The following is a 16,880-nucleotide window of genomic DNA, read 5'->3' on the forward strand; positions in this document are numbered from 1 at the left end:
GTTCAGCTCTCCCGGGCGGGCGCGTAGTGCGGCACGTACTCCTGGCCGGTGAGCCGCTGGATCGCCGCCATCACCTCGTCGGTGACCGTCCGGATGTCCCGCGGCCCGTTGATCCGCTCGGCGACCGGGATCGGCGGGCCGAACCGCAGGGTGATCGGGTGGCGACGGGGCAGCCGCGCGTCGACCGGCAGCACCTCGGCGGTGCCGAGCACGCCGACCGGAATGATCGGCACCCCGGCGTCGCGGGCCAGCCGGGTCATCCCGACCCGGCCCCGGTAGAGCCGCCCGTCCGGGGAGCGGGTGCCCTCCGGGTAGACGGCGACCAGGCCGCCGGAGCGGAGTACCGGGACGGCGGCGTCGAGGGCGCGCAGGGCGGCCCGGCCGTCGGCGCGGTCGACCGGGATGGCGCCCATGCCGGCGACGATCCGCCGGTTGAGCCAGCCGCCCGGACCCCGGCCGTTGAAGTACTCGACCTTCGCCCAGAAGGTGACGTGTCGGGGCGCCGAGCAGACGAGGAACAACTCGTCGGCGACGGACAGGTGGTTGCCGGCGAGGATCGCGCCGCCGTCTCGGGGCAGGTGCTCCAGCCCTTCCACCCGGGGCTGCCAGCCAAACCGCAGCACGGTGCCGACGGTCAGCTTGGTGACGTCGTACAGCAGGGGCACGTGTCCTCCGGGTTGGTTTTCAGGCGGGCGTCGGGCCGAGGTGCGCGTCCAACGCGGCGTGCAGCAGGGCATCGTCGTCGGTGGCGCCGGTGGCCAGCGGCAGGCTGCCCCAGGCCCAGAGTTGGGCGATGCCGTGCAGGTTCGCCCAGAGCGCGCCGGCCAGCACCGCTGCGGGCGCGTCGGTGGGCCGGCGTGCCTGCGCCACCAGGTCGGCCAGCATGGCGAACAACGGCAGGCTCGTCTCGCGCAGCCGAAGTCGGCCACTGTCCAGCAGGTCGTGGCGGAACATCAGCTCGAACATGCCGCGGTGGGCCGCCGCGAAGTCCAGGTACGTCCGGGCCAGCGCGGTCAATCGGGTACGGGGGTCCGGACCGACGTCGCGCAACGTTCGCTCGATCTGGGCGGTGAGGTCGGCGAAGCCCTCCCGGGCGATGGCGGAGAGCAGGTCGACGTGGGTGGGGAAGTAGCGGCGCGGTGCGCCGTGCGAGACCCCGGCGCGCCGGGCTATCTCCCGCAGCGACACCGCCGACTGGCCCTCGCGCAGCACGAGGTCCACCCCGACGGCCACCAACCGAGCCCGCAGCCCCGTCTCGTCCGCGTCCATAGACACTGTCTACCAGCCCCCGTAGACGGTGTCTACCTCTTGCCCTGCGGCGCGTGGTGCGGTGCCCAGCCGCGACGTCGTCCACTTTGGCGGTGGGTTGGCTCACGCAGGCGTGTCTCGGCGGCCTGCCGTGCCTTGCCGGAATCAGCATGATGTCTGTGAGTCATCAAGATGACTCACAGACATCACACTCAACGCAGTGTCCGGGCCGCGCTGTCCGCTCGCGTCGTTCGCTCGACCCCTGGCCACGGCTGCTCCCCTGCGAGTTTCGTGAAGCGCCCACTGGTGAGCCCGGCGAGCTGCGGGTGATAGGTGCAGGGTGAGCCGCAGTGTGCGAAGTGGGCGGGAACGGGTGGAGCGTGGGCGGGCCCGAGGGTCAGCGGATGCGGGCCAGGATGCGATCGGCGGGGGCCGGGCGGCCGAAGTGCCAGCCCTGGGCCGCGTCGCAGCCGATCGCGCGTAGTCGCTCGGCCTGCCCGGCGGTCTCCACCCCCTCGGCGGTGACGGTCAGGTCGAGCGCGTGCGCCAGCGAGACCAGGGAGGCGAGGATCCGCTCGTCGGTGCGGCCGACGGAGGGCGACCGCAGGCCGGCCACGAACTCCCCGGCCACCTTCAGTTCGGTCACCGGCAGGTCCCGCAGGTAGGCCAGGTTGCTGTAGCCCGTGCCGAAGTCGTCGATGGCGATGCGCACCCCGAGGTCGGCAAGGACCCGCAGGGCGCGGACGGGCTCCTCGGCGGTGCTCATCATCGTGCTCTCGGTGATCTCCAGTTGGAGCCGCTCCGGTGGCAGGCCGGTCTGCCGCAGCAGCGCCCGGACCTCCTGCACCAACCCGGGCCGGTGCACCTGCCGTACCGCCAGGTTGACGCTGACGAAGGGCGCGGCGGCACCCCCGGCCGACCACGCCTCGGCCTCGCGGCACGCCTCGGCCAACACCCAACCGCCCAGCTGGACGATCAGGCCGGTCTCCTCGGCCAACCCGATGAAGCTGTCCGGGCGCAGCACCCCCAACTCGGGGTGCCGCCAGCGGACCAGCGCCTCCACGCCGACCAGGCTGCCGTCGCGCAGTGAGGTCAGCGGCTGATAGTCGAGGTAGAACTCGCCCCGCTCCAACGCCGCCGGGATCGCCGCGGAGAGCGCGTAGCGGGCCAGTTCACGTTGGTTGCGCTCGGCGTCGTAGAGCGCCCAGCGTGCCCCACCGGCGGACTTCGCCCAGTGCAGAGTGCTGCCGGCGGCCCGCATCAGGTCCGTGGGGTTGGCCCCGGCGACCTGGCGCTCGACGATGCCGATGCTCGCGGAGATCTGCAACTCGTGCCCGTCGACCAGGGCCGGTGTGCCTACCGCGGCGAGCGCGGTCTCGGCCACCGCCACCATGTCGTCGGTGCCGGCGGTGCGTTCCACCAGGATGACGAACTCGTCGCCGCCGAGCCGGGCCACCAGGTGCTCACCCATGGCCTTGCGCAGCCGCTCGGCCACCGTGGCCAGCAGCAGGTCACCGATCTGGTGCCCCAGCGTGTCGTTGACCACCTTGAAGCGGTCCAGATCCAGGAAGCACACCCCGACCCGCTGCGCGCCCCGGCCCGGTTCGTTGAGCGCGGCGGCGAGCCGTTCGGTGAACAGCGTCCGGTTGGGCAGGCCGGTCAGCGGGTCGTGGGTGGCCTGATGCCGAAAACGGGCCTCGCTGGCCCGCAGCGCCCGCTCGGCCTGGGTGCGAGCCCGCATGGCGGCGCGGCGGATCGACTCCTGCTCGTCGAGCGTCCGGTCGCGCAGCGCGCGGGCGTAGCCGGTTGCCACGGCCGCCAACAGCCGGGCCATCCGGTCCTCGACGTCCTCGGCCACCAGGCCCAGGTCGCGCACCAGGCGGAGCTGGATGACCTCGACGGTACGACCCAGCCCTTCGGCGGAAGCGATGTGCGCGGCGACCAACTCGGCGCCGACCCGGTGCCCGGCACGCAGGTCGAACGGCTCGGTGAGCAGCGCCCCGGCCAGTTGCCCGGTGAGCCGGTCCAGCAGGGACTCCAACTGGGCCTGGGTCATCGGTAGGTAACTGGTGCCGGAGACCGCCTTCGCCCAGGCCCGGGCGAAGGTCCCCGGGTGGGAGGCCGCCCCGGGCGACTCAGTCACCGAGGCGCCCGACGCCGCCCATGAAGACCGCGCGCTCGGCGTCCTCCGCGCTCTCCGGGGTGTCCGGTCGCCACTGGGGCACCCAGACCACGCCCGGGTCGAGCAGCTCGAAGCCGTCGAAGAGCGCGGTCAGCTCGGCGCGACTGCGCACCGACAGCGGGTTGTCGGTGCGCCGGTAGACCCGCTCCGCCTCTGCGCGTTCGTCCTCGCTGCGCCCGTCGTCGCTGGCCTGCGACAGCACCAGGTAGCTGCCGGGCGCCAACGCGTCGCGCAGCGTCCGCAGCAGCTCCGCCGGCCGGTCGTCATCGGGGACGAAGTGCAGGACGGCCACGATCATCACGGCCACCGGTTGGCTCAGGTCGAGCAGCTTGTGGACGTCCGGATGGGCCAGGATCGCCTCCGGGTTGCGCAGGTCCTCCTGCACGATTGCGGCCTGCTCGTTGCCGGCGAGGATCTCGCGGCTGTGCGCCACCGCCACCGGGTCGACGTCCACATAGACCACTCGCGACCGCGGGTCGAGCTGCTGGGCGATCTCGTGCACGTTGCCGACCGTCGGGATGCCCGAACCGATGTCCAGGAACTGCCGGATGCCGGCGTCGGCGAGGTGGTGCACGGCGCGGCGCAGGAACGCCCGGTTGGCCTGGGCCATCAACGGCGCCTCGGGCACCGCGGCGACCATGGCCTGCGCGGCGGCCCGGTCTGCGGCGAAGTTGTGCGAGCCGCCGAGGTAGTAGTCGTACATCCGCGCGACGCTCGGGCGCTCGATGTCGATGGTGTCGGGTGCCCAGTCCGGCCGCTGCATGCGTTTCACCCCTCGGAATCCGCGACGCGAGCATCATCGCCCGCGCGGGTATTGTGCACCCGCCACGCACGCCAGACCATAGCGCGCCGAAGGTTGCCCGCCGACGTCGGTCGATGCGCGACGGTCCGCGCCGGCAGAAGCTGGCGCGGACCGTCGGTCGCGTAGTCCCGCTCGACGAGCGGGAGGCAGGTCAGAACTTCGGCGCGTCCGGTGCCTCGAGCAGGCCCAGCCGCAGCGCGGTCATCAGGGCCTGAGCCCGGTTGGCCGCGCCGAGCTTTTCGTAGAGCTTCGAGATGTGCGTCTTCGCCGTGGACTCGCTGACGAACAGCTGCTTGGCGATGCCCGCCACGCTCATGCCGTCCGCGAGCAGCCGCAGCACCTGTCCCTCCCGGGGAGACAACTGCGGGCCGGACGGGGCGAGCCGGCGCTTCATCGCCTCTGCCAGGTCGGCCGCGGTGAACGCGCTGGGGGAGGAGGCGGCGTGCCGTGCGGCAGCCACCACCTCGTCGGCCGGGGCGGTCTTCGGCACGAAGGCGCTCGCGCCGGCCTCCAGGGCGCCGAAGAGCTGGTCGTCGCCGGCGTACATGGTCAGGACCACGATGCCCATCGACGCGCTGGACTTACGCAGTGCGCGGGTGGCCTCCAGGCCGCTGCCGTCGGGCAGCCGCAGATCCATGATCACCACGTCCGGCTGCAAGGCGCCGGCCTGGCGTACTCCCTCCGCCGCCGTGGCCGCCTCACCGACGACCTCGAACTGGCGGTCGCGCTCGAAGGCGTGCCGCAAACCCTTGCGAATCAGGTCATGATCGTCGACAAGGAGGACCTTGGTACGGGTGGCCGGTATCGGACTTGTGGTCATCCTCGGGTTACTCCCCTTCTGGTGCTGCGCTGCCGCGCACGTTATCGCGCCGGGCCGAGGTGCCGAGAACCACCGCCACGGTCGTGCCGCTGGGTTGCCGCGGCCTGATCTCCAACCGGCCCCGGATACGTTCCGCCCTCTCGGCCATGATCGCAAGACCGTACCGTCCGTCCGGGCGCTGGTCAGCCATCCCCTGACCGTCATCCGACACTTCTATTTGCGCGTACGGGGGGTCGATCTCGCACGTGACCCACAAATTCGACGCCCCGGCGTGCTTGCGCGCGTTGGTCACCGCCTCCTGCGCGATGCGCAGCAACTCGGCTTCGGTGGCGGCCGGCAGCCGGGCGGTGGACTCGTCCAGCGAGAGGTGCACCCGCAGCCCGCCGGAGGCGCCAACGGTGCGCGCGTACTCGGCGATCGCCGCGGCCAACCCACCCTGCCGGTCCACCTCGCTGCGCAGCTCGAAGAGGCTCAGCCGCAGCTCCTGGATCACCCGGGTGACCTCACCGCGCAGCGTACGCAGGGCCTCGGCGGTCTCGTCGGCGTCGTCGAAGACGGTGGCCAGGGCGTTGTCGATGCCGTAGCCGACCATCACCAGTTCCTGGGCCACCCCGTCGTGGATCTCCCGGGCCAGCCGCTGCCGCTCCTCGTTGGTGGCCAGCGAGCGCACCTCGTCGAAGAGCAGCGCCGCCTCCAGCCGCAGCGCGGCCGGGCGGGTCAGCGCGGTCACCCGGGACACCACCGGCGGTGGGTACGCCTGCGTGGCGTCGGCCTCCAGCACCACGAGCCCCACCGTGCGCACCCCGGCGACCAGCGGAACGATCAGCGCGGACACGTCGCCGCCGCGGTGCGAGCGGGACTGCGACCGGGCGGCCGTGGTGGCCTGCTGGGTGGCCCAGGCGTCGGCGATCGCCGAGTCCGCGTCCAGCGTCGTCTCCCAGTCCACCCGGTCGACGCCGGCCTGGGCGAGCACCACGAGGCGACCGCCGCCGCTGGCCGACAGCACCGCGCCCCGGTCCGCGCGGGCCACCGTCCGCAGTTCCTCCAGCAGGTGCTCGGAGATGCCGCCGGGGTCCAGGGTCGCTCCGGGCAGTTGCCGGGCCACCGTCCGCAGTTGGGTCAGCAGCCGGGTCGCCTCGGCGTACGGCTGGGGTTTGCCCTCACCGCGCACCGCCATCACCCGGTGCAGAGTGCCGGCGGCGTAGAGCCCCAACGCTGCCAGGATCAGCCACTGCGCGCAGACCGCGAGGTAACCCGGCTGGCCGAGCTGAAGGCCACCGTCGACCCGGGTCAGCGCGCCGCTGAGCAGCAAAGTGGCGGCGGTGACCACGAGCAGCGCGGCACCCTCCGGGAAGCGGCGGCGCAGCGCGGTGACGGTCACCGGGACCGCCAGGTACGGCAGCACCGCCGAGGCGCCCAGGCCGTCGACGGTGCCACCAATGGACGCCACCGCGGCGACGTGGCTCGCGGCCAGCCCCAGCACCACCACCTCGGCCACCCGGCTCAGCGGGCCGACCAGCCGGTGCTGCGGTGCCAGCAGCGACGGCAGCCCGGCCACCGCCAGCAGCGCGATCCACCACAGCTGGGTGACGTCGCGGGTGGCGAACAGGGTCAGGATGGCGACCAGCGCCAGCATCACCACGCGGGCGGCCGCGGCGAGGGGATGCGGGTGCGGGGCGGTGGCTGTGGATGCGGGCACGTGACGGATGGTAGTCAGCCTCGGTAGATATCGGCGATCTCCGCCGCGTACGTCTTGTGGACAACCTGGCGCTTGACCTTGAGCGACGGGGTCAGCTCGCCGGTCGCCTCGGTGAAGTCGTGGGGCAGGACCCGGAACACCTTGATCGCCTCGGCCTTCGACACGGCCTGGTTCGCGGCGTCGACTGCGGCCTGGATCTCCTTGCGGAGGCCCTCGTGCTCGCGCAGTTGCTCGACGGTGGTGTCGAGGGGCAACCCGGCGTTCTCCAACCAGGTCGGCAGCGCCTCCTCGTCGACGGTGACCAGCGCCGCGATGAACGGCTTGGCGTCACCGACCACGACGCACTGGCTGATCAACGGGTGCGCGCGGACCAGGTCCTCCAGCACCGCCGGGGCGACGTTCTTACCGCCGGCGGTCACGATCAGCTCCTTCTTGCGACCGGTGATGCTCAGGTAGCCGTCGGAGTCGAGCTGGCCCAGGTCGCCGGTGCGGAGCCAACCGTCGGCGCTGATCGCCTCGGCGGTCGCGGTCTCGTTGCGCCAGTAACCCTGGAAGATCAACTCACCGGAGAGCAGGATCTCGCCGTCGTCCTCGATCCGCACGGTCACGCCCGGGAACGGACGACCGACGGTGCCCATCCGGGTGGCGGTGGGCTGGTTCGCTGCGGCAGCGGGCGAGGTCTCGGTGAGGCCGTAGCCCTCCAGGACCGTCACGCCGATGCCCCGGAAGAAGTGACCCAGACGGGCGCCGAGCGGCGCCCCGCCGGAGATCGCGTCCCGGCACCGTCCGCCGAGCGCGGCACGCAGCTTGCGGTAGACCAGCCGGTCGAAGACCGCGTGCTGGGCGCGCAGCGCCAGGCCCGGTCCGCCCGGAGTCTCCAGCGCCTCGCTGTACGCGATGGCGACCTGCTCGGCGCGGGCGAAGATGCCGCCCTTGCCGTCCGCCTCGGCCTTCTGCTTGGCGGCGTTGTAGACCTTCTCGAAGACCCGGGGTACGGAGAGCACGAAGGTCGGCCGGAACGCCTGCAGCTCGGCGACCAGGTTCTTGGTGTCCGCGCAGTGCGCCATGGTGACTCGGGCCTGTACGACGCCGATCTGGATGAGCCGGGCGAAGGCGTGCGCCAGCGGGAGGAAGAGCAGGGTGCTCGCGCCGGCGTTGAAGAGGTTCGGCAGCACCGGCACGGCGTTGGCGATGTCGGCGTACATGTTGCGGTGGGTGAGCACGCAACCCTTGGGCCGGCCGGTGGTGCCGCTGGTGTAGATGATCGTGGCCAGGTCGCCGGCACGGACGGCCTTGCGTCGCCGCTCGACCTCGGCCAGCTCGACAGAGGCGCCGGTGGTGACCAGCTCGTCGACCCCGCCGCCATCGATCTGCCAGACCTGGCCCAGCTCGGGCAGCCGGTGCCGGACACCGGCGACCAGGGCGGCGTGCGCCTCGGTCTCCACCACGACGGCGACCGCGTTGGAGTCCTCGAGGATCCACGCGGTCTGCTCAGCGCTGGACGTCTCGTAGATCGGCACTGTCACCGCGCCCACGGTCCAGATGGCGTAGTCCAGGAGCGTCCACTCGTAGCGGGTGCGGCTCATCAGCCCGACCCGGACGCCCGGTTCGATGCCGGCGGCGATCAACCCGCGGGCCACGGCGGCCACCTCGTCGCGGAACTGGAGGCAGGTCACCTCGGTCCATTCGGTGACGGTGCCGTCGGTGCGCGGAGTGGGGCGGGCGAACTGGACGGCGTCGGGCGCGACTTCGGCGTTGTCCCAGACCGGATCGGTGAGGTTGGCCGCGTCGCCAACGGTGACGATCGGCGGGACGGAGAACTCGCGCACCTGCACTCCTTCGTGCTCGCACTGGTCGGGCTGGTCGGGCTGGTCGGGCCGGTCGGGCTGGTCGGGCTGGTCGTCGCCGTGGGCGTCGGTTGTGTCGAAACCTACCCGGTGAGGAAGGGCACCCTGCTAACGGCCAGCGGGTATGGGTCCTGCCGAGCGCCGGGGGCGGCGCAGCGTGCCGGGCGGTACTCGCCGGGTAGCCTCCCCCCATGGCGGACTCCTCCACCCAGTCGATCATCATCGGCGCCGTACCGGATCGGGTGACGGCGGTCATCTGCGACTTCGCGCGCTACCCGGAGTGGACCGACGCGGTGCGTCGCGCCGAGGTAATCGAGGAGTACGAGGACGGTTACGCCAGTCAGGTGCGTTTCACCATCGACGCCGGGGTGATGGCCGACGAGTACGTGCTCGCCTACGAGTACGCCGAGGACCTGTCCCGGATCGAGTGGCACCTGGTCGCCCCCTCGAAGATGCAGAAGGCCCAGCGTGGTTCGTACGACCTGGTGGGTAACCCGGACGGCGGCACGACGGTGACCTACACGCTGGAGGTCGACCTGTCGGTCGGCATGCTCGGGATGTTTCGGCGCAAGGCCGAAAAGATGATCATGGACACCGCGTTGAAGCAGCTCAAGCGCCGGGTAGAAGCAACCGGTGCGGCGCAGTGACGTGTCCGGTGGCACGGTAGAGGAGCCGACGGTGGGCGGAACGGATCCGGGTTCGGCCCGGGAAGAGGCGGAGCGGCTGGTCGCCACCCTGCTGGCAGGGGCGCGACTGGCCTCCGCCGGCTCGGCGGGCGGCGCGCTCGGCTCGTTGGGCGGGATGCTGTCCGGTGTCCTCGGTCACAGCGCGGGTCCGGACGCCCGCTCCGGCAGCGGTGGTGCTTTCGCCACCGGTTCGGCCGAATGCTGCGTCTGCCCGGTCTGTCGGGGCATCGCCGCGTTGCGGGACCCGAGTCCGGAATTTGCCGAACGGCTCGCGACCGGCGCCGGTGACCTCGCCGCGGGTGTCGCCAGCCTGCTCCGCGCGTTCTCGCCGGCGGAACCGTCCGCGCCGGGGACCGCCGAGCCGGCCGCCGAGCCGGCCACCCCGTCCTCACCGGCACCCGCCGGGAGCACCGACGACGTGCTCCCCGAGCCACCCCCGAGCGGCCCGCCCACCGCGACCGTCGACGAGCACGTGTGGCGCGATGCCACCCGTACCGGGCATGATTCTCAGCCGGCGCCGGAGCGGGATGTCTGGTCGGTCGCCACCCGGACGGCGGACCCACTCGCCCCGGCCGCCGTACCACCCGTCGACGAGGCCGGGACGGCGACCGTACCGGCGCCGACCACCCGTCCCGTGGTGCCCGCCTCGCGGGTGCCCGACGACGCCGACGCGGAAGCATCGGGCGACGGCGCCTGAGCGCGGGACCTTCCGACCCGGACCGGCACTGGGCCGGGACCCGGGCCGGACAGCACAGCAGAGGGGGGCGGTAGCGGTGACGCTGACCATCGGAGTCGACGTCGGTGGCACGAAGGTGGCCGGCGGTGTCGTGGACGACACCGGCACGGTCCTCGTGCAGACCCGACGGGACACTCCCGCCGATGACGTGGCCAAGACCCGCGACGTCATCATCGAGTTGGTCGGCGAACTGGCTGCCGGGCGGACCATCGAAGCCGTCGGCATCGGCGCGGCCGGTTGGATCGACGCCAGTCGTTCGACTGTGCTCTTCGCGCCCAACCTGGCCTGGCGTGACGAACCGCTGCGCGAGTACGTCAGCGAGGCCATCGGGCTGCCCGTGATCGTGGAGAACGACGGGAACGTCGCCGCGTGGGCCGAGTTCCGCTACGGCGCGGCCCGCGACGCCGACGACTCGATGATCATGTTCACCATCGGCACCGGTGTGGGCGGCGGCGTCGTCCTCGGTGGCGACCTGATGCGCGGCGCGCACGGCATCGCCGCGGAACTGGGCCACATGCTGGCCGTGCCGGACGGGCACCAGTGTGGCTGCGGCCGGCTGGGCTGCATCGAGCAGTACGCCAGCGGCAGCGCCCTGGTCCGCTTCGCCCGGGCCGGCGCCCGGCAGGAGCCCAACCGCGCCACCGCACTGCTGAAGCTGGCCGGCGGTGAGGCCGAGGCGATCACCGGCCCGATGGTGACCGCCGCGGCGCAGGGCGGTGACCCGGTCTCCGCCGAGGCGTTCGCCCAGATCGGCCGGTGGCTGGGCACCAGCCTCGCCGACATGGCGCAGATCCTCGACCCGCAGACCCTGGTGGTCGGCGGCGGCGTGATCGACGCCGGTGACCTGCTGCTCGGCCCCACCCGCCGCTCGTACCTCGACGCGCTCGCCCAACGCGGTCGCCTGCCGGTGGCCGAGGTGCTCCCGGCGGAGCTGGGCAACAGCGCCGGGGTGATCGGGGCCGCCGACCTGGCCCGCCGGATCTGAGGCGGTCGGGGATGGGCGTGCCGCTGCGCGTGGTGTCGTACAACGTCCACAGCCAGCGCGACGACACCGCCGCGCTGGCGGCCGTGGTCCGGGCCGCGACGCCGGACGTGGTGATCGTGCAGGAGGGGCCGCGCCGGTTCCGGTGGCGGCAGAAGTCCGCCACGTTGGCCGAGTCGTTCGGTCTGGTGGTGGCCGCCGGTGGGCTGCCCGCGCTGGGCAACCTGCTCCTGACCAGCCTGCGGGTCCAGGTGCTCGGCACCCGCTGCCAGCGCTTTCCGCTGACCCCGGGCCGGCACCTGCGCGGCGCCGCGTACGCCGACTGCCGTGTCGGTGACGCCCGGTTCACCGTCGCCGGCTCGCACCTGTCCACCGACCCGGCCGAGCGGCCCTCGCAGGCCTCCGAGTTCAAGCGCGGTCTGGACGCGGCGACCAGCCCGGTGCTGGCCGGGGCGGACCTCAACGAGGGTCCGGACGGGCCGGCCTGGGCCACCGTGTCGCGCGGGTTGACCGACGCCGCGGTGGCCGCCGACCGGGCCGAGCGGCTCACCTACTCCTGCGCCGACCCGCGCCGACGCATCGACGCGCTCTTCGTCGACCCGAGGATCACAGTGGTCGACTACGACGTGGTGGACACTCCGCAGACCCGTCGGGCCAGCGACCACTTCCCGGTCCTGGTCGACCTGCTGCTGCCCTCCACCGGCTGACCCCCCGACCCCGGCTCGACCGTCGGCGCCTCCGGCTCAGGACTGGACATCCGGCCCGGTTGTGGAGAGGATTTCGCGGCGACCGGCACGCCTGCCGTACCAAAGGAGATGTCCCCGGTGTCCACCTCCACCGACCACGGCCGGCCCGACCCGGAGGCGACCTCGCCGACGGCGAACAGCGACGGGCGCCCGGTCTCCGACCGGGGCGACACGGTCTGCGTCATCGGGGCCGGGGCCAGCGGGTTGACCGCCATCAAGAACCTGCGTGAGCACGGGTTCGGCGTGGACTGCTACGAGCGGGAGACGGGCGTCGGCGGTGCCTGGAACTGGCGGCACGACCGCAGCCCGGTGTACGCCAGCACCCACCTGATCTCGTCGAAGCCGTTCACCCAGTTCCCCGACTTCCCGATGCCGGACTCCTGGCCGGACTACCCGCACCACGGTCAGCTGCTGTCCTACTTCGAGCGGTACGCCGACCACTTCGACCTGCGTTCGCACATCTGGTTCGGCACCGAGGTGATCCGGGTCGAGCCCGTCGAGGGGGACCGGTGGGACGTGACCACCCGCTCCACCGGCGGTTACGGCCCCGAGCGCACCGCCCGGTACGCCGCCGTGGTGATCGCCAACGGCCACAACTGGTCGCCGAAGCTGCCCCGCTACGAGGGCCTGGAGGAGTTCCGCGGCGAGATCATGCACGCCTCGTCCTACAAGGACCCGGCGCAGCTGCGCGGTAAGCGGGTGCTGGTGGTCGGTGCCGGCAACACCGGCTGCGACATCGCCGTCGAGGCCGCCCAGCAGGCGTCGCGCTGCTGGCACTCCACCCGCCGGGGTTACTGGTACGCGCCGAAGTACGTGCTCGGTCGCCCCGCCGACCAGGTGAACGACACCCTCCTGGCGTTGCGGGTGCCGCTGCGGGTGCGGCAGTGGCTCTACCACTGGACCCTGCGGCTGACCGTCGGTGACCTGACCCGCTTCGGCCTGCCCAAGCCCGACCACCGGGTGTACGAGACGCACCCGATCGCGAACAGCCAGCTCGTGTACTACGTGGGCCACGGCGGGATCGGCCCCGTGCCGGACGTCGCCCGGTTCCACCCGTACGCGGTGGAGTTGGCCGACGGCCGTGAGATCGACCCCGAGGTGGTCGTCTTCGCCACCGGTTACCTGCCGCGCTTCGAGTTCCTCGACGCGTCGGTGTTCGGTGACAGCGCGGGCGCGGGCCGGCCCACGCTGTGGCTCAACGCGTTCACGCCGGGGCACCCGACCCTGGCCGTCGCCGGCCTGCTGCAACCGGACTCCGGGTTGTTCACCCTGTCGCACTGGCAGACGGTGCTCTTCGCCCGGCTGCTCCAGGCCCGCCGGGACCGGCCGGAACGGGCCACTGCGTTCGCGGCCCGGGTGCGGGACCGGGCGGGGGAGCGGTACTCCGGGCCGGTCAAGGACAGCAGCCGGCACTGGTTCGAGGTCGGGCACGCCGACTATCTGCGCGCCATCCAACGCGCCCTGGTCGAGCTGGAGGGCAAGTGAGCGCGAGGAGTGAGCTTGCGAGCCCCGCAGTCGCGAACGAAAGGCTGGCACGGTGAGCGCGAGTAGCGAGCTGCGGATCATGCGGGGTCGGGAGTGGTCCCGGCCGGTCCGGCCGGCCCGGCGGGAGGTGCTCAGCGCGGTCCCCGAATTGGAGCAGGGGCGGCCGCCTCTGCTGTTCGTACCCGGGTTCGGGCACGGCGCGTGGGCGTTCGCCGAGCACTGGTTGGGTCACGTGGCGTCGCGGGGGTTCCCGGCGTACGCGGTGAGCCTGCGCGGGCACGGTGGCAGCGAGCCGGCGCCGGAGGCGACGCTGCGGGCGTACGCCCACGACGTGGTCCAGGTGGCCGCGAGCCTGCCGCGGCAGGCGGTGCTGGTGGGGCACGGCGCGGGGGCGCTGGTGGTGGCACACGCGTTGGCCCGCTACCCGGCGCGGGGCGCGGTGCTGGTGGCGCCGGTCTTCGGCGGCTGGGGAGTGCTGGGCGCGGCGTTGCGCCGCAACCCGGCGGGTACGTTGCCGGCGGTGTTCGGCGGGCCGTTGCGGCTCAACCGGGGGCAGTTGTTCAGCCGCGAGTTGCCCGACGAGGAGGCCCGGCGGTACGTGGGACGCCTCGGTCGGGCGGGTCGGCGGGCCCAGTGGGCGCTGCTGGGCGAGCCGGAGGCCGAGCCGGCCGTGGGCGCGCCCCCGGTGTTGGTGCTGGGCAGCCCGGACGACCGGGTGGTGCCGGCGTCGACGTTGACCCGGGTGGCTCGCCGCTACGGGTCGGCCCCGCTGCTCTTTCCCGGGATGGGCCACGACCTGATGCTGGACGCGCGGTGGGCGGAGCCGATCGACGCAATCCTGGACTGGCTGGAGAAGGAGCCGGCGGCGCACTGAGCAGCCGGGCCGCCCGGCGGTCAGCCGCCGGCCTGGTGGCCGGCCGGGCTGCCCGTCGGGGTGGCCGGTCGGGGCACCCGAGCGGCGCCGTCGGTGCCGGTGTCGGTGCCGGTCAGGCGACTGATCAGGGCGCCGCCCTCGTCCAGGGCACGCAGGTAGGAGCGGGCCCAGGCCCGGATGTCGTGCTGGTGCAGGTGGGCGCGCATGGCCCGCATCCGCTGCATGCTGTCGGCCGGGTCGGCCCGCAACGCCGCGCGCAGAGCTTGTTTGAGCCCTTCCAGGTCGTGCGGGTTGACCAGGTACGCCTGGGACAGCTCGGCGGCGGTGCCGGCGAACTCGCTGAGCAGCAGTGCGCCGGTGTCGTCGACCCGCGCGGCCACGTACTCCTTGGCGACCAGGTTCATTCCGTCGCGTAGCGGGGTCACCGCCATCACGTCGGCGACCCGGTAGAGCGCGGCCAGCTCGGCCCGGTCGAAGGGCTGGGTGAGGTAGTGGATCGCCGGCTCACCGACCCGGCCGAACTCGCCGTTGATCCGGCCGACTTCGCGTTCGATGCGTTCGCGCAGGATCTGGTACTGGCCGACGCGTTCCCGGCTCGGCATGGCGACCTGCACCAGCACCGTGTCGCGGACCTTGACGTCGCCGCTGGCGAGCAACTCGCTGTACGCCTTGAGGCGCTGCTCGATGCCCTTGGTGTAGTCCATCCGGTCCACGCTGAGGACGACCTGCCGGGGATCGCCGAGGTCCTGACGGAGCCGGTGGGCCCGGGCGGCAACGTCCGGGCGGTCGGCGAGCGCGGCCATCTCGGCGGTGTCGATGGAGACCGGGAAAGCGCCGATGCGGACGACCCGGTCGTCGATGCCGATCCGCCGGTCGGTGGCCGGCAACTCCAGCACCCGGGTCACCAACTGGGCGAAGTTGTGCGCCGCCTGCCCCCGTTGGAAGCCGACCAGGTCGGCGCCGAGCATGCCGCGCAGCAGTTCGGCCCGGCGGGGCAGTTGCATGAACAACTCCGGCGGCGGGAACGGGACGTGCAGGAAGAACCCGATGCGCAGGTCCGGGCGGAGGGTGCGCAGCAGACCGGGGACCAGTTGCAGGTGGTAGTCCTGCACCCAGACCACCCCGCCCGGCTCGGCCACCTCCGCGGTCGCCTCGGCGAAGCGCTGGTTGACCCGCTGGTACGCCTCCCACCACCGGCGGTGGTGTTGCGGCTGCTCCACCGAGTCGTGGTAGAGCGGCCAGAGGGTGGCGTTGGCGAACCCCTCGTAGTGGTCGCGCAGGTCTTCCGGGGTGAGCGCGACGGTGTGCATGCGCACGCCGTCCACGTCCGGCAGGGCGGGGGCCGGCCCGGTGCCACCGGCCCAGCCGACCCAGGTGGCCGGGGTGTGTCGCAGGAGCGGGAGCAGCGCGCTGACCAACCCACCCGGGCTGCGCCGCCACTCGCAGGCCCCGTCGGGGGCCTGGTTGTCGTCGATGGGGAGGCGGTTGGCCACCACCACGAGAGAACTCTGTCGCATCTCGGGCATTCCGATCAGCAGAGGACTGACCGCCGCGAGCAAGGAAAAACCGGTCAGTCAGCGGGGGAAGTGACGTACAGCGGTATTCCTACTGACAGTAAGTTACACCACTGTTACGCGCCCGGCGGGGCGCTGCTGTCTCGGGATGCGGGCCGACCGTCAGACGACGGCGCCGTTGTCCGGGTCGTCCTCGTCCTCGTCGCCGGGGCGCAGCCGCCAGATCAGCGTGACGAAACCGGCCAGGATGCCGGTGAACCCGAACAGTGTGACCGCCGAGCGGTCGATCGGGAGCAGCCATGGGAAGAGGAACAGCACGAACCCGACGACCACCCCGAGCACGCCGATCACCGCGTACTTGCTGACCCGCGGCAGCGGCGGTGGTGGTGGTGGGTGGTAGCCCTCGTCGTCCTCGTCGTCGGGCAGGTCGGCGCCGAAGGTGTCCAACCCGTCCAGCAGCGACGGCTCGTCCGGTCGGGTGCCGCGCCCCACCGAGATTCCGGAGATGTCCGTCGCGGACGGCAGCCGACGAACGTCGGTGGCGGTCGGACCCGCTTCGTCGGTGCCGGAGCGGGTCAGCGACCCGGAGGTCGACTCGTCCCGGGTGTCCCGCTCGTCCACGTCCTCCGAGGCCGGCCACGGATTGTCACCGGGCGTGGAGGTGGTGTGGAAGCCGGCCACGATACGAGCCCACTCGGCGTCGATGTCCGGTTCGTCGCGCGCCGGTGGCTGCTCCGGAGTGGTCTCGTCGGCGAGCTGGGTCAGGTAGTCCCGGGCGGTGGTCAGGTGCGAGCGGTCGACGTAGAGCCGGTCGACCGGCCGGGCCGGCACCGTGGTGGTGCGGGTGACCGGATTGAGGTCGGCGGAGGGCTGGAGGTAGGCGGCGATCCCACCGGCGGCCAGCACGTCGAGCAGGTGCTCACCGACGCGCGGATCGACGTCGCCGACGACGGCGTACTCGTTCGCGTCGAGCCCGTTGTCCCGCCGTCCCCGGCGGGCCCCACCCGCTGACACCCGGACATCCCCCTTTAACGCGCCTTCCGGCGCGGCCACCGCTGCCCTTCGGCGCCAGTCCGCACGCCGTGCTCTGAATCGTGACACGTCAGGGCATGGTTCCGGGAGTGCGTTGTGTCGCGTCTTCCAAAGTCACGGCTGCTCCCGCAGGTCGCGGCGGGGCTCCTTTGTCCGTTTTTGCTAATCCTTGCCAACAGGAGGTCTCCGGGTATGGCGCTTCTCGCCGACTCGCCGACCGCCCGCTT

Annotated in this window: 15 protein-coding genes; 6 read left to right on the forward strand and 9 right to left on the reverse strand. The window is 72.5% G+C overall.

What is annotated here, in order from left to right:
• Window positions 1-2 precede the first annotated feature (2 nt).
• From ACLQ3F_RS11155 to ACLQ3F_RS11185, 7 genes are all read right to left on the reverse strand, one after another.
• Window positions 3-665: a lysophospholipid acyltransferase family protein gene (locus ACLQ3F_RS11155; RefSeq protein ID WP_425848444.1), complete on the reverse strand. Its 663-nt coding sequence runs from the start codon at window positions 663-665 to the stop codon at window positions 3-5.
• A 19-nt stretch (window positions 666-684) separates the two neighbouring features.
• Window positions 685-1,269: a TetR/AcrR family transcriptional regulator gene (locus tag ACLQ3F_RS11160; protein WP_357205471.1), complete on the reverse strand. Its 585-nt coding sequence runs from the start codon at window positions 1,267-1,269 to the stop codon at window positions 685-687.
• Between the two features lie 376 nt (window positions 1,270-1,645).
• On the reverse strand, window positions 1,646-3,304 hold the full coding sequence (locus ACLQ3F_RS11165; RefSeq protein ID WP_357259781.1) for a putative bifunctional diguanylate cyclase/phosphodiesterase: 1,659 nt from the start codon (window positions 3,302-3,304) through the stop codon (window positions 1,646-1,648).
• Window positions 3,305-3,383: 79 nt separating this feature from the next.
• Window positions 3,384-4,193, reverse strand: coding sequence for an SAM-dependent methyltransferase (locus tag ACLQ3F_RS11170; protein ID WP_357205468.1), 810 nt, complete (start codon window positions 4,191-4,193; stop codon window positions 3,384-3,386).
• A gap of 190 nt (window positions 4,194-4,383) precedes the next feature.
• Window positions 4,384-5,052 carry a response regulator transcription factor gene (locus ACLQ3F_RS11175; protein ID WP_030337723.1) on the reverse strand — a complete coding sequence of 223 codons (669 nt, stop codon included), beginning with the start codon at window positions 5,050-5,052 and terminating at the stop codon, window positions 4,384-4,386.
• A gap of 7 nt (window positions 5,053-5,059) precedes the next feature.
• Window positions 5,060-6,751: a GAF domain-containing sensor histidine kinase gene (locus ACLQ3F_RS11180; RefSeq protein WP_425848446.1), complete on the reverse strand. Its 1,692-nt coding sequence runs from the start codon at window positions 6,749-6,751 to the stop codon at window positions 5,060-5,062.
• A 14-nt stretch (window positions 6,752-6,765) separates the two neighbouring features.
• Window positions 6,766-8,580, reverse strand: coding sequence for an AMP-dependent synthetase/ligase (locus tag ACLQ3F_RS11185; protein WP_425848448.1), 1,815 nt, complete (start codon window positions 8,578-8,580; stop codon window positions 6,766-6,768).
• A 209-nt stretch (window positions 8,581-8,789) separates the two neighbouring features.
• Here ACLQ3F_RS11185 and ACLQ3F_RS11190 point away from each other — a divergent pair, with 209 nt between their 5' ends.
• The 6 genes from ACLQ3F_RS11190 (at window position 8,790) to ACLQ3F_RS11215 (ending at window position 14,107) form a co-directional block, all read left to right on the forward strand.
• Window positions 8,790-9,245, forward strand: a complete 456-nt coding sequence (locus tag ACLQ3F_RS11190; RefSeq protein ID WP_357199674.1) for an SRPBCC family protein — start codon at window positions 8,790-8,792, stop codon at window positions 9,243-9,245.
• Between the two features lie 31 nt (window positions 9,246-9,276).
• A complete protein-coding gene (locus ACLQ3F_RS11195; RefSeq protein ID WP_425848450.1) occupies window positions 9,277-9,981 on the forward strand; it encodes a hypothetical protein in 705 nt (234 codons plus the stop codon).
• Window positions 9,982-10,057: 76 nt separating this feature from the next.
• Window positions 10,058-11,005, forward strand: coding sequence for an ROK family glucokinase (locus tag ACLQ3F_RS11200; RefSeq protein ID WP_355007723.1), 948 nt, complete (start codon window positions 10,058-10,060; stop codon window positions 11,003-11,005).
• A gap of 11 nt (window positions 11,006-11,016) precedes the next feature.
• A complete protein-coding gene (locus ACLQ3F_RS11205; RefSeq protein ID WP_425848453.1) occupies window positions 11,017-11,709 on the forward strand; it encodes an endonuclease/exonuclease/phosphatase family protein in 693 nt (230 codons plus the stop codon).
• A 117-nt stretch (window positions 11,710-11,826) separates the two neighbouring features.
• The gene (locus tag ACLQ3F_RS11210) at window positions 11,827-13,233 is read left to right on the forward strand and encodes a flavin-containing monooxygenase (RefSeq protein ID WP_355007721.1); all 1,407 of its coding nucleotides are present in this window, start codon (window positions 11,827-11,829) and stop codon (window positions 13,231-13,233) included.
• Between the two features lie 79 nt (window positions 13,234-13,312).
• Window positions 13,313-14,107 carry an alpha/beta hydrolase gene (locus ACLQ3F_RS11215; RefSeq protein WP_357199736.1) on the forward strand — a complete coding sequence of 265 codons (795 nt, stop codon included), beginning with the start codon at window positions 13,313-13,315 and terminating at the stop codon, window positions 14,105-14,107.
• Window positions 14,108-14,127: 20 nt separating this feature from the next.
• Here ACLQ3F_RS11215 and ACLQ3F_RS11220 read toward each other — a convergent pair whose 3' ends face one another.
• Both ACLQ3F_RS11220 and ACLQ3F_RS11225 read right to left on the reverse strand, forming a co-directional pair.
• Window positions 14,128-15,624: an alpha,alpha-trehalose-phosphate synthase (UDP-forming) gene (locus ACLQ3F_RS11220; protein WP_425848454.1), complete on the reverse strand. Its 1,497-nt coding sequence runs from the start codon at window positions 15,622-15,624 to the stop codon at window positions 14,128-14,130.
• Between the two features lie 159 nt (window positions 15,625-15,783).
• Complete coding sequence (locus tag ACLQ3F_RS11225) at window positions 15,784-16,635, reverse strand: DUF308 domain-containing protein (protein ID WP_357199682.1); 852 nt, start codon at window positions 16,633-16,635, stop codon at window positions 15,784-15,786.
• Window positions 16,636-16,880: the final 245 nt, after the last annotated feature.

This window comes from Micromonospora sp. DT15 (assembly GCF_049841475.1).
In the GTDB taxonomy this organism is placed as follows: domain Bacteria; phylum Actinomycetota; class Actinomycetes; order Mycobacteriales; family Micromonosporaceae; genus Micromonospora.